This is a genomic window from Enterobacter sp. Bisph1 (assembly GCF_000814905.1).
Classification (GTDB): Bacteria; Pseudomonadota; Gammaproteobacteria; order Enterobacterales; family Enterobacteriaceae; genus Kosakonia.
On record NZ_JXAG01000043.1, the window covers coordinates 22,337 to 35,662 of the forward strand.

The window sequence follows — 13,326 nt, forward strand, 5'->3', positions numbered from 1 at the left end:
TTAACTCCTTACCATCCCGTTTGTACCCGGAGGTACAGCTCTTTGCGTGGCTGGGCTTTGCGTTGAAAGCCACAGCCATCACTACACTGCTCGCGCATTCCTTTGCAGTACGGCGTCGTTACCAGGTTTTACCAATGTTAAACTGGAACTGTTCCGCTTTGTCTCCATCGTACTTTTTAAACGGCTGGGCGTAGGAGAAGACCAACGGCCCCAATGGGGACATCCATTGCAACGCGATACCGGCGGACATGCGGATATTGCTCGGATCGCTATAATCCGGAATACCCAGCGCTTTCATCTGCGCGGTATTTTGCCAATTTGTATCCCATACGCTACCCGCATCCCAGAAGAAGGAAGTACGCACAGAGTTCGCATATTTATCACTAATAAACGGCGTCGGGGTAATCAGCTCGGCGCTGATCACGCCCATTGCGTTACCGCCCACCGCATCATCAGACTTACAAAGCGAGTTTGCAACGTTGTTATTACAGTTGCTCTGGCCACTGCCGCCGTAGTAAACCGCTTTCGGACCAATGTTATTGGACTGGAAGCCGCGTACGGTGCTGGAGCCGCCTGCGTAAAAGTTCTCGTAGAACGGCATCTCTTTACCACCTAAACCGTCCCCGTAACCCCAACGCGTACGACCCAGAACCACCCACTTATGATCGTCGTCGATCGGGAAGTAGGACGCGGTATCAACAGTAACTTTGTAGAACTCGTTATCCGAGCCCGGCATCGTCACTTTACCGTTCAGGTTGACACGCGAACCTTTGGTCGGGAAGTAACCGCGGTCGAGGTTATTGTAAGTCCAGCCGTAGTTGAACGTGAAATCGTCCGCCGAGTAACCGTTACTGTCATCCTGCGTACTGGCTCTCTGACCTACAGAATCCAGATAACGCCACATCGCCACCTGCGGTTCCATCTTCGACAGGCTGTTATGAACATAGCCTAAACCGGTACGCAGGGAGTTATATTCGTTAATCGGGAAGCCGAGCGTTCCATCAAGACCGTAGCTCTTGTTGGTATAAGAGGACAGGTCTGCATCATCCGCTTTAAAGTCGTTATAGAAGATACGACCGCCAAGGCTGACACCATCCACCGTAAAGTACGGGTTGGTCACGGACAACTCGGAGTAGGTCTGGTAGTCGTTTTTGGTTCCGCTAATACCGACGGAGTAACCGGTACCTAACCAGTTATCCTGCTGCACGCCGACCTGGAAGCTGACGCCGCTTTCGGTACCGTAACCGACACCGAAGTTAAAGCTACCGGTATTACGCTCTTTGACTTTATAGACCACATCAACCTGGTCCGGGCTGCCCGGCACGCGCTGGGTGTCGGTATCGACAGTTTCGAAATAGCCCAGACGGTTCAGACGTTCTTTACCCTGATCGACTAAATCGCTACCCAGCCACGCCCCTTCCATCTGGCGCATTTCGCGACGCAGTACGGCATCTTTCGAGGTGTCGTTACCTTCGAAGCGAATCTTACGCACGTAGAAACGGTTGCCGGCATCAACGTTGATATGCAGCTTAACGGTTTTGTCCGTATCGTTGATTTCAGGCTGAGACTGAACGCGCGGATAGGCGTAACCATAGCGACCCAGAAGCTTTTTAATATCGTCTTCCATTTTGGTCACTTTGGCGCCGTTATACAGCTCGCCCGGCTCGATTTTGGTCAGGCCTTCAATTTCCGCTGAGTGGCCTGCGAGATTTCCGCTGACCTGCACGCCAGAGAGTTTGTATTGATCGCCCTCGGTGACGTTAACGGTAATGTAGATGCCTTTTTTGTCCGGCGTCAGGCTTACCTGCGTCGAATCAATATTAAAGCGCGCGTAGCCGCGATCCAGGTAGTAACTGCGCAGGCTTTCCAAATCACCCGCCAGTTTCTGTTTCTGGTATTTGCGATCGCCGACCACGTTCCACCATGGCACTTCGTCACGCAGCTGGAAGTTGGAGATCAGCTGTTCGGTGGTGAAGGCATGGTTGCCGACAATATTAATCTGTTGGATTTGCGCGGACACGCCTTCCTGGAACACAAGCTTCAGGTCAACGCGGTTGCGCGGCAGCGGGGTGACGACAGCTTTGACGCTGGCGCTGTATTTACCCACGCTGTAGTAGAAATCTTCCAGCCCCTTTTCGATATCGGAAAGCGTGGTGCGATCCAGTGATTCGCCGACACGTACGCCAGAAGCCTCAAGGTTCTGTTTCAGCATCTCATCTTTCACCGACTTGTTACCGGAGAAAGTGATGCTGGCGATTGTCGGGCGTTCTTTCACCTGAACAAGGAGAGTATCGCCATCACGCAGGACACGAACATCCTCGAAGTTGCCGGTGGCAAACAACGCGCGAATGGTGTTACTGATATCTTCATCATTCACCGTATCGCCAGGGCGTACTGGCATACTGAGGAGGGCCGCACCAACGGCGACACGCTGAAGGCCTTCGAAATGAATATCTTTCACTACGAATCCATCAGCACCGTATACGGTGGCGCTGCTAAACAGCAGCGACGCTATGAGCAACTTTTTCATCGCCATCGTTATTATGCGTTCTTCCTAACATACTCTCTTACAAGCGAGAGAAATCATTGAAAAGTGCAAGCCCCATTAACAGCACCAGCAAGATAGAGCCAATGCGATAACTAAAGTCTTGAACTCGCTCGGATACCGGTCCGCCTTTCAGCTTCTCAATTGCCAAAAACAGCAGATGCCCGCCGTCAAGGACAGGTAGAGGGAACAGGTTAATAATGCCCAAGTTCACGCTTATCAAAGCGAGGAACATCAGATAGTAAATCAACCCGAACTCCGCTGACATCCCAGCCCCCTGGGCGATTGAGATCGGCCCACTGAGGTTGTTCAGTTTTACATCACCGGTTATCAATTTCCCCAACATACTGACCGTTAGCTTCATCAACTGCCACGTTTTATCCGTGGCTTCCACGATGGCGCTAAATGGCCCGTACTGGCGTACTGTTTTGTATTCATCTGGCAGCGGAATAACTTTAGGCACAACGCCTGCGAAACCTTCTGCTTTGTTACCGGGCTTTGTATCCGGTATTAACGTCAAAGACAAGGGAGCCCCGTGTCTTTCTACTTCCAGCGCCAGCGACGTACCGGGATTATCCCGCACCAGCATAACGAAGGTCATCCACTGCGCTAATTGATGACCATCGACTTTAACGATCCTGTCGCCCGCTTGCAAACCCGCTTTGCTGGCAGCCGAACCGGGCTGCACCTCTGCAAGCACCGGCTCAAGCTGTGCCGCCCGCGGCGTCATCCCGAGGGACATCACCGGATCGTCTTTATCAGGCGCAAAGTCCCAGTGACGTAAGTCCAGCACTTTATCCTGACGATTGTTACTGCCGAACGGCGCTACGCTAATTGTCGTCTGGCTATCACCAATTTTAGACACCAGCTGAAGGCGCACAGCATCCCAATCAGGCGTTTCGATGCCGTCAATCGCTTTAAGTTCCGTCCCCGGCGCAATTTGCGCGTTGGCGGCGATAGAGTTGGGTGTTATTTCACCAATAACCGGACGCACGCCGGGAACGCCGATGATAAACACCAGCCAGTAAGCAAAGATAGCAAAGATGAAATTAGCGATGGGACCCGCGGCGATAACGGCGGCACGTTGACCCACCGTTTTATTGTTAAACGCACAGTGGCGCATTTCTGGCGTCACCGCCTCAACGCGCTCATCAAGCATTTTGACATAGCCGCCCAGCGGGATCAGGGCGATAACGAACTCAGTGCCGTGTTTGTCAGTGCGACGCCACAGCGCTTTACCAAAACCGATGGAAAAACGCTCAACCCGGACGCCACAGCGGCGAGCAACCCAGAAATGGCCAAATTCGTGCACGGTGATCAGTACACCTAGCGCAACAATGAACGCTGCCAGATTCCAGAGAATGCTCAGCATAAAACCTTCCGTCAAATCGTCCTGAAAACCAGCAATAACAAGCAGGCAAATACCGGTACTGCCGCTGTCAGGCTGTCAATACGGTCCAGTATACCGCCATGGCCCGGAATAAGATGCCCACTATCTTTAATTCCGGCTTCACGTTTGAACATACTTTCCGTGAGATCGCCGAGCACCGATACCAGCGCAGCCACCAGCGAGCAGATAAACAGCGTGGACGACGCAACGTCCAGGTTCGCCCATGCGCCATAACCCCACGAGATTAGGCCAGCGGTCAATAAGCCGCCAAGGAAACCTTGCCAGGTTTTTCCGGGTGAAACTTTCGGCGCGAGCTTATGTTTGCCAAACAGCTTGCCAAACATATACGCCCCGGAATCCGCGCCCCAAACGAGGATCATGATGTACAGCAACCACAGCGCACCGCTGTAGTGATTGACATCGTAATGCCACACGCGCAGCGCCAGCATGCCCCAGAAAAAAGGGATAATGGTCAGAATACCGAAAATCAGACGCAACGCTTTAGAGTGACGCCAGAAGGCGGCGGACGCGGGATAGCTCAGCACTAGCGCTAATGCCACCAGCCACCAGCCCAGCGAAGCCCACAGGGAAATCTTCACCAACGGATGATGCGTATTATGGTGATATTCCGGCAAGGTAAATAGCATCAACGCCAGCAGAAAACCGCATAGCACCGCCAGCCAGATGCGCTGCGTACGGGACGTGAAGCCGCTCAATTGCCCCCACTCCCACGCGGCGAGCATGCAAACAGCGAGCGTAACGATCGCAAATCCCACCGGCGGCAGCAAAAAAAGCGCTGCAATAACAATGGGTATTAATACAAAAGCAGAAATCAGGCGATACTTCAGCAAAAGCAACCCCCATCAGGCTGTGTCGCCACCAGGCTCGGTACCGCCGAAACGACGCTCTCGATTGGCAAAGGCATGCAGCGCACCTTCAAAGTCTTGTTCATCAAAATCGGGCCAAAGAACATCTGTAAAGTAAAGTTCGGCATAGGCAATTTGCCAAAGTAAAAAATTACTTATGCGATGTTCCCCACCAGTCCTAATCACTAAATCAACAGGCGCCAGCTCGTGCATGCAGACTTGCTTATTCAGCATCTCTTCATCAATCTGATCCGGACGCAATAGCCCTTCCTGCACCTGCACGGCAAGCTGCCGAACGCCCTGAACGATATCCCAGCGGCCACCGTAGTTCGCTGCGATATTCAGCGTCAGCCCGGTATTCTGGGCGGTTAACGCTTCCGCCTTGCGGATTCTCTCCTGCAAACGCGTATTAAAACGACTCGTATCGCCAATAATGCGTAAACGCACATTATGACGGTGCAGGCTTTTTACTTCGCTATCCAGCGCCCACACAAACAGCTCCATCAGCGCGCTTACTTCCTGCGCCGGGCGATTCCAGTTCTCGCTACTAAAAGCATAAAGCGTCAGCGCATCAATACCATTATTGGCGGCAAAGGAGACCGCACGGCGTACAGATTTCGCCCCGGCTCGATGACCAAAAGCCCGAAGTTTTCCTTGTCTTTTCGCCCAGCGACCATTGCCATCCATAATGATTGCTACATGGCGACAGCCATGCGTTGGCAAACTTTCGCTTATCGGTTGGTTAGCAGACAACATAACGCGTTTTAGTCCCTGAAAAGGATTTAGCGGTACTCAGGAATACAAAAGCCTTTACGCAAAAAAGCCGTGTAAACCACGGCTTACACTAAACGCCATCATCCAAACTGGCAATTTTGTGGCGCAGACTATATCACCGAAGGCCAACGCTAACAAATAGCGCCGTCACTCAAAGCTGTAATATCACTAGCTTGCGAGACGCATCACTTGTTGTTGCGCAGCCGCGCGAGCCAGCGCATCGACAGCCAGCACGTCATCAATGCTCTGCGGTTCGTGCACATCCAGCCGTTCCAGCACGGACAGATTAAGGGCGGCAATATCCGTAAAGCGGATAGCCTGCGCCAGGAATGCCGCAACCGCCACTTCATTCGCCGCATTGAGCGCCGTGGTGGCCGCCTGCCCGGCATCGGACGCATCCATAGCCAGCTTCAGGCACGGGTAGCGATCGTAATCGGGCTTCGCAAAACTTAACGAACTCAGTTTGCAAAAATCGAGGGCATTCACACCTGATGGCACACGTTTTGGCCACGCCATGGTCTGTGCAATCGGCGTACGCATATCCGGCTCGCCCAGTTGCGCTAATACGCTGCCATCGTGATAACGAACCATGGAGTGGATCACCGATTGTGGATGAATCAGCACTTCCATTTGCCGGGCAGAAGCATTAAACAACCAGCGCGCTTCAATGTATTCCAGACCTTTATTCATCATAGTGGCGGAGTCAACGGAGATCTTGCGCCCCATAGACCAGTTCGGATGACGACAGGCCTGATCCGGCGTCATTGCAGCCAGATCCGCTATCGGCGTCTCCCGAAACGGGCCACCAGACCCGGTAAGTAGAATAGACGATACGCCATTCTGCTCCAGATCAGCGTACCCCAGGTTGTGTTGGATTGTTTCCGGCAAACTCTGAAAAATAGCGTTATGCTCGCTGTCCACCGGCAAAAGCTGCGCTTTACTCTCTTTCACCGCGTCCATAAACAGGCGGCCACAGGTGACCAGCGACTCTTTATTCGCCAGCAGCACCGTTTTCCCGGCGCGAATAGCGGCAAGGGTCGGCACCAGACCGGCGGCACCAACAATAGCGGCCATCACCTGATCGACCTCGCCAAGGGACGCCATTTCGCAGGCGGCCTGCTGCCCGCTTAACACCTCCGTTTGGCTGCCATGCTCGCGCAGAGCGCGCTTAAGCTGCTTTGCGCTCTCTTCATCATCCATCACCGCAAAACGCGGCGCGAACTCAAGACACTGCTCAACCATGCGGGCCACGTTCTTACCGGCAACCAGCGCGGTGATAGCGAAACGATCGGGATTGTGGCGAACCACAGACAGCGTGCTGCAACCAACAGAACCTGTTGAGCCAAGAAGAGTTAAATGCTTCATGAAACGCTCGCAACGTTGCAAGGATAAAAAGCAAAACGCCGTCAGCAGAGCCACCTGTGCGGCTCTCTGTACGGCGTTTTAGTCGGTATTATGCGAATCAGAACTGCATCAGTTCCGCTTCTTTGTCCGCCAGCGCCGCATCCACTTTCTTGATAGCCGCGTCGGTCAGCTTCTGCACGTCATCCTGTGAGCGACGATCGTCGTCTTCACTGATTTCTTTATCTTTCAGCAGGGCTTTCACTTTATCGTTCGCATCACGACGAACGTTACGTACGGCAACACGGGCTTGTTCAGCTTCACCGCGTACGACTTTGATCAGATCTTTACGACGCTCTTCCGTCAACGCCGGCAGCGGAACGCGAATATCGCTGCCCGCAGAGCTCGGGTTCAGACCGAGATCGGAAGCCATAATCGCTTTTTCGACGGCCGGGCTCATTGAACGATCGAAGACGTTGATTTTCAGTGTACGGGAGTCTTCAACGGTCACGCTAGCCAGCTGGCGCAGCGGCGTCGGCGTACCATAATATTCAACAACGATGCCGTCGAGCAGGCTTGGGGAAGCGCGGCCAGTACGCACTTTGCTGATTTGAGTTTTGAACGCTTCTACGCATTTGTCCATGCGCACTTCAGCATCTTTTCTGATATCGCTAATCACGTTACGGATCCTTGAAATCTTGTCGCAGGCAGGCCATACGGCGAATGTGCTAAGTATAGCCTGTTCGATTTATGGCACCCTAAAGATGCCAGAAAGAACTGCTAAATAAATTAAAGCGGAATCTTACCTTTATTTATTGTTTACGGGAATTATTCCGTAATCAATGTGCCTTCTTTTTCGCCCATTACCACGCGGCGCAGCGCGCCGGGTTTGTTCATATTGAATACGCGAATCGGCAATTTATGGTCGCGGGCCAGCGTAAACGCCGCCAGATCCATCACTTTCAACTCTTTTTCCAGCACTTCGCTGTAGCTCAACTGTTCACACAGCGTAGCGGTCGGATCCAGCACCGGATCGGCGGTAAAGACGCCATCTACTTTAGTGGCTTTCAGCACCACATCCGCTTCAATCTCAATACCGCGCAGGCACGCTGCGGAATCGGTGGTAAAGAACGGGTTGCCGGTACCGGCGCTAAAAATAACCACACGGTTGTTACGCAGCAGGCTAATCGCTTCTGCCCAGCTGTAATTGTCGCAAACACCATTTAACGGGAACGCGGACATCAGACGTGCGTTCACATAGGCACGATGCAGCGCATCACGCATGGCCAGCCCGTTCATCACGGTTGCCAGCATACCCATGTGGTCGCCCACTACACGGTTCATTCCCGCTTTCGCCAGACCCGCTCCGCGGAACAGGTTGCCGCCGCCAATTACCACGCCAACCTGAACCCCCAGTTCGACCAGCTCTTTAATTTCCTGCGCCATACGGTCAAGAATGCTTGGGTCGATACCGAAGCCTTCAGATCCCTGGAGTGCTTCGCCGCTCAGCTTAAGCAGAATGCGTTTGTAGACGGGTTTTGCATTGGTAGTCATGTTTCTTTGCCTTTGACTGTCAACAATTGGACGGGGTGAATACTGGCGCATATGATACGTCGCCTACCAGCGCAAACACTAGTGAGCTGGCTGATTTTCAGATGATGGACATAAAAAGAAGCCGCCCTAAGGCGGCTCCTTTTATTGATTAAGACTGCTTGGACATGGCAGCAACTTCTGCTGCGAAGTCAGTCTCAACTTTCTCGATGCCTTCGCCCACTTCGAAGCGGATGAAGCCCGTTACGTCAGCGTTGTGCTCTTTCAGCAGCTGAGCAACAGATTTGCTCGGATCCATTACGAAAGGCTGGCCGGTCAGGGAAACTTCGCCGGTGAATTTCTTCATACGGCCTTCAACCATTTTCTCAGCGATTTCTTTCGGCTTGCCAGACTGCATGGCGATGTCCAGCTGAACCTGGTACTCTTTTTCTACCACTTCAGCGGAAACGTCTTCCGGCTTAACGAATTCCGGCTTGCTTGCAGCAATGTGCATAGCCAGCTGTTTAACCAGCTCGCCATCAGCGCCTTTAGCAGCAACCAGAACGCCGATACGCGCGCCGTGCTGATAAGAGCCCAGAACTTCGCCTTCCAGCGCGGAAACGCGACGGATATTGATGTTCTCACCGATTTTAGCAACCAGTGCAACGCGCTCTTCTTCGAACTGCGCTTTCAGAACTTCAACGTCAGTGATTTTGCCAGCAACCGCTGCATCCAGAACTTTATTAGCAAATGCCTGGAAACCACCGTCTTTCGCTACGAAGTCAGTCTGGCAGTTAACTTCCAGAATGATGCCGTAGGTGCCGTCGATTTTGGTGATGATCACGCCGTCAGCAGCAACGTTGCCTGCTTTTTTCGCCGCTTTGATAGCACCAGACTTACGCATGTTCTCGATCGCCAGCTCAATGTCGCCATTCGCTTCAGTCAGCGCTTTTTTGCAATCCATCATGCCTGCGCCAGTACGTTCACGCAGCTCTTTTACCAGGGATGCGGTAATTTCAGCCATTCTTTAATCCTCGGGAGAGATATGACCTGCCCGGTTCCAGGAACCAAACAGGCTTAAAAGTGAAAAAGGGGGCCATTGACAGGCCCCCTAACCAAACTCGGTACTACCTGCTCAATAAGGGGCTCAAAGAGCGTGCCTTATTACTCAGCTTCTACGAAGCTTTCTTCCGCTTGAGTCGCCAGATCCGAAGAACGGCCTTCACGAACGGTAGCAGCAACGGCATTCAGGTACAGGCTAACAGCACGGATTGCGTCATCGTTACCCGGGATAACGAAGTCAACGCCGTCCGGATCGGAGTTGGTATCAACGATAGCAAATACCGGGATACCCAGGTTGTTTGCTTCTTTGATTGCGATGTGCTCGTGGTCAGCGTCGATAACGAACAGTGCGTCCGGCAGGCCGCCCATATCTTTGATACCGCCCAGGCTGTTTTCCAGCTTGTCCAGCTCACGAGTGCGCATCAGCGCTTCTTTCTTGGTCAGCTTGTCGAAGGTACCGTCCTGAGACTGAGTTTCCAGGTCTTTCAGACGTTTGATGGACTGACGAACGGTTTTCCAGTTAGTCAGCATACCGCCCAGCCAGCGATGGTTCACGAAGAACTGGTCGCAGTTCAGAGCAGCGTCTTTCACCGCTTCGCTTGCAGCGCGTTTAGTACCAACGATCAGGATTTTGCCTTTACGAGAAGCAATCTTGTTCAGCTCAGCCAGCGCTTCGTTGAACATTGGTACAGTTTTCTCAAGGTTGATGATGTGAACTTTGTTACGCGCACCGAAGATGAAAGGCTTCATTTTCGGGTTCCAGTAACGGGTCTGGTGACCAAAGTGAACGCCAGCCTTGAGCATGTCGCGCATGGAAACAGTTGCCATGTTTAAAACCTCTATATAAAAGTTGGGGTTATGCCTCCACGTATCCCATATTACCGACCCCGAAGGGCACCCCGGAATATGTGCCGATACGTGTGTGTTATTACACAAAGTGAGATTTGTGGCTTCTATCCCAAAATGGAACGGAAGTCCGGCGCGCTTTATATCATAAAAGCCGCCTGGAAACCAATAGTTGTTGACGCTGTGTGCTGTTAATGATTCTCGATTTGGCACAACCTTGGCACCACTGATACCATTGACAGCACTAATCCTGGTATAGTCGAAAAAATCGACACTGATGGACACTTTCCATGGCTATCTCTATTAAGACCCCTGAAGAAATCGAAAAAATGCGCGTCGCTGGCCGTCTCGCCGCCGAAGTGCTGGAAATGATTGAACCGTACATTAAGCCGGGCGTCAGCACCGGTGAACTTGATCGCATCTGCAATGATTACATCGTCAACGAGCAGCATGCCGTTTCCGCCTGCCTTGGCTATCATGGCTTTCCGAAATCCGTCTGTATCTCTATTAATGAAGTGGTGTGCCATGGGATTCCGGATGATGAAAAACTGCTGAAAGATGGCGATATCGTCAATATCGACGTGACCGTAATTAAAGATGAGTATCACGGCGATACCTCGAAGATGTTTATCGTCGGCAAACCGACCATTCTGGGCGAGCGCCTGTGCCGCATCACCCAAGAGAGCCTGTATCTGGCGCTGCGTATGGTTAAACCGGGCATCCGTCTGCGTACCCTGGGCGCGGCAATTCAGAAATACGTTGAAGGTGAAGGCTTCTCCGTGGTGCGTGAATACTGCGGCCACGGTATCGGCCGCGTTTTCCACGAAGAGCCGCAGGTGCTGCATTACGATGCCGATGACGGCGGCGTGGTATTACAGGCGGGCATGACCTTTACCATCGAGCCGATGGTTAACGCCGGCGATTACCGTATTCGCACCATGAAAGATGGGTGGACGGTGAAAACCAAAGACCGCAGCCTTTCCGCGCAGTATGAGCACACTATTGTGGTGACTGAAACGGGCTGCGAAATCATGACCCTGCGTAAAGATGACACTATTGATGCGGTGCTGACCGCCGCATAATCCTGCGCTGGCAACCCACTAAACGGCCCGCTCTGCGGATAATAGCGTTTGGTAAGGGCTCGAATCATTATTTAAGAATCCGGAAATGAACATTCGTTTCCGGTTTTTTTATGCCTATCGAATCTACATCACGGGACATTTCCTGCCAGGTATTATGCAACCCTTCGTCGCCGCTCGTGCCGTCCGCAAGGGGCGTCAATGGCTGGCAAGTGAAGCGGTTCGTCAGCCCCCTCACCTGTTCACAACCACGTCATGAATACATTCCGAATCTCGCACCTTGCAACCTATGATGATTTACTCACCACTGGACATTAAATACACTTTTTATGTGGATTTATCACCAGATGAGGAAAAGGAAAAATGGCAATTCCCGCTTATTTATGGCTCAAGGACGACGGTGGTGCGCACATCAAAGGATCGGTGGATGTTCAAGACCGCGATGGTAGCATTGAGGTCAACGGTTTTTCCCATAATCTGCGCATCCCGACAGATGGTATGACGGGTAAAATAACCGGAACACGTCAGCATTCCGCAGTGATTATTTAAAAGGAATTCGATAGCTCCAGCCCCTGGCTTTATAAAGCTGTGGCAACGGGTCAAACGCTTAAATCAGCAGAATTTAAATGGTATCGCATCAATGACGCTGGTCAGGAAGCGGAGTATTTCAACATGCTGCTTGAAGGGGTGAAGATTGTCGGTGTTTCGCCAGTGATGCACGATACGAAAGATCCGACCAAAGAAAAGCATAATCACCTTGAGTGCGTAGAGATTCGCTATGAAAAAATTACCTGGCGGCATTGCGATGGCAATATCATGTTCACGGATAGCTGGAACGAGAGAGCACAAGCGTGAGACGCCCAACATTAGCGGCATCACCTCATCCGCCATATGATGTCTCCTCTTTCACCCCTACTGGGGTGAGCATCGTCAATAACATGATGCTGGCGCGATTTCATCGGGGGCCATCAGCGCTTACCTATGCATGGTTTTATCAGCAGGTAAGAGGTCGTGGCCCATGGGATTATAAACAGCACGGACGGCAGTTCGAAAACTTTGGCAACTTCCATTTCGGCGCTGTTGGCCGTGCTGCCGGCATTCCCGATGAAATATTACTAAGAGGTGCAGGATGGGCGCAAAGTATGGCAGGCACATCTGACCCCACTTTTGGTGTTTGGTATGGATCAGCTCCTTATGGTGATGATCCTGACGACCAGTACTGGATTAAAGCGGGCATCGACTATGCAAAACGCGCTGGTTTTTAAGAAACGGTATATTCTTCTCCTCCTGCTAGTCATTATGGCCTTTGGGGTTTACCCGCTATTGCACTTCACTCCTCTTGAGCAAGTGATTATCAAGAAAATGAAGGTAAACAATCTGGCGAACCTGTACATCACAGAAGCGAGCGCAGGGGCCACTACAGGCTATTCTTATCGCTTTTATCTATATGATGCCTCCAAAGACGATAACGCGTTTATGGCAAGTCTAAAGGGTGATAACGAGCCGTTTATGATCACTACCGATAAAGACGGACTGGAGAAAATCGAGAATGGCGCAATATTTCTGTCTGTGAAAGGAACCGTCTATTCCTTTCACAGTCCTGCGGGTTATCTGGCTAACGGTTCACCTTACTCTCTTCCCGTTCACCTCGTCTTTTCCCCCTTCTGAAAGCAAAGCCAGCGTTAACGCTGGCGCTTTTCCTGCAGTAACCTTTCATACATGGAAAGCATGCTGGTTAAATACGCAGGGGTGGTGTTGCATAATAAGTTCACAGATGATTACTTGGGCACACGTAAGCAATCTATTCGCCGCAGGCAGCCGGTGAGTCTACAAAGACCACATATCTCTGGCCAGGTCTGTTAAAAAACAGCCAGCCAGATGGACAATATCCGC

At 51.9% G+C, this 13,326-nt stretch carries 12 protein-coding genes and 1 pseudogene; 4 read left to right on the forward strand and 9 right to left on the reverse strand.

Annotated elements, in window-relative coordinates; genetic code table 11:
* Nucleotides 1–118 precede the first annotated feature (118 nt).
* The 9 genes from bamA to rpsB all read right to left on the reverse strand — a co-directional run bounded on the left by bamA (nucleotide 119) and on the right by rpsB (nucleotide 10,336).
* On the reverse strand, nucleotides 119–2,536 hold the full coding sequence (bamA, locus tag RW65_RS13955; protein ID WP_039057379.1) for an outer membrane protein assembly factor BamA: 2,418 nt from the start codon (nucleotides 2,534–2,536) through the stop codon (nucleotides 119–121).
* A gap of 31 nt (nucleotides 2,537–2,567) precedes the next feature.
* Nucleotides 2,568–3,917 carry a sigma E protease regulator RseP gene (rseP, locus tag RW65_RS13960; RefSeq protein WP_039057380.1) on the reverse strand — a complete coding sequence of 450 codons (1,350 nt, stop codon included), beginning with the start codon at nucleotides 3,915–3,917 and terminating at the stop codon, nucleotides 2,568–2,570.
* An 11-nt stretch (nucleotides 3,918–3,928) separates the two neighbouring features.
* A complete protein-coding gene (gene cdsA, locus RW65_RS13965) occupies nucleotides 3,929–4,786 on the reverse strand; it encodes a phosphatidate cytidylyltransferase (protein WP_039057381.1) in 858 nt (285 codons plus the stop codon).
* 12 nt (nucleotides 4,787–4,798) lie between these two features.
* Nucleotides 4,799–5,557, reverse strand: coding sequence for a (2E,6E)-farnesyl-diphosphate-specific ditrans,polycis-undecaprenyl-diphosphate synthase (gene ispU / locus RW65_RS13970; RefSeq protein WP_039057382.1), 759 nt, complete (start codon nucleotides 5,555–5,557; stop codon nucleotides 4,799–4,801).
* 186 nt (nucleotides 5,558–5,743) lie between these two features.
* Entirely contained in the window at nucleotides 5,744–6,940 is a 1,197-nt protein-coding gene (gene ispC / locus RW65_RS13975; RefSeq protein WP_039057383.1) for a 1-deoxy-D-xylulose-5-phosphate reductoisomerase, read from the reverse strand.
* Between the two features lie 97 nt (nucleotides 6,941–7,037).
* Nucleotides 7,038–7,595 carry a ribosome recycling factor gene (gene frr / locus RW65_RS13980; protein WP_039057384.1) on the reverse strand — a complete coding sequence of 186 codons (558 nt, stop codon included), beginning with the start codon at nucleotides 7,593–7,595 and terminating at the stop codon, nucleotides 7,038–7,040.
* 149 nt (nucleotides 7,596–7,744) lie between these two features.
* Nucleotides 7,745–8,470, reverse strand: coding sequence for a UMP kinase (pyrH, locus tag RW65_RS13985; protein WP_039057385.1), 726 nt, complete (start codon nucleotides 8,468–8,470; stop codon nucleotides 7,745–7,747).
* Between the two features lie 148 nt (nucleotides 8,471–8,618).
* Entirely contained in the window at nucleotides 8,619–9,470 is an 852-nt protein-coding gene (tsf, locus tag RW65_RS13990; RefSeq protein WP_039057386.1) for a translation elongation factor Ts, read from the reverse strand.
* Nucleotides 9,471–9,610: 140 nt separating this feature from the next.
* Nucleotides 9,611–10,336: a 30S ribosomal protein S2 gene (rpsB, locus tag RW65_RS13995; protein ID WP_039057387.1), complete on the reverse strand. Its 726-nt coding sequence runs from the start codon at nucleotides 10,334–10,336 to the stop codon at nucleotides 9,611–9,613.
* Between the two features lie 308 nt (nucleotides 10,337–10,644).
* On the opposite strand from rpsB, the gene map reads away from it, so the two are divergent.
* The 4 genes and pseudogenes from map (at nucleotide 10,645) to RW65_RS14010 (ending at nucleotide 13,101) form a co-directional block, all read left to right on the forward strand.
* The gene (gene map, locus RW65_RS14000) at nucleotides 10,645–11,436 is read left to right on the forward strand and encodes a type I methionyl aminopeptidase (protein WP_039057388.1); all 792 of its coding nucleotides are present in this window, start codon (nucleotides 10,645–10,647) and stop codon (nucleotides 11,434–11,436) included.
* 360 nt (nucleotides 11,437–11,796) lie between these two features.
* Nucleotides 11,797–12,288: pseudogene (locus RW65_RS14005) on the forward strand (Hcp family type VI secretion system effector).
* Nucleotides 12,285–12,698, forward strand: a complete 414-nt coding sequence (locus RW65_RS22030; protein ID WP_231564392.1) for a polymorphic toxin type 44 domain-containing protein — start codon at nucleotides 12,285–12,287, stop codon at nucleotides 12,696–12,698. Before RW65_RS14005 ends, RW65_RS22030 begins: the two are co-directional and overlap by 4 nt.
* Complete coding sequence (locus RW65_RS14010) at nucleotides 12,676–13,101, forward strand: hypothetical protein (protein WP_039057514.1); 426 nt, start codon at nucleotides 12,676–12,678, stop codon at nucleotides 13,099–13,101. Before RW65_RS22030 ends, RW65_RS14010 begins: the two co-directional genes overlap by 23 nt.
* Nucleotides 13,102–13,326: the final 225 nt, after the last annotated feature.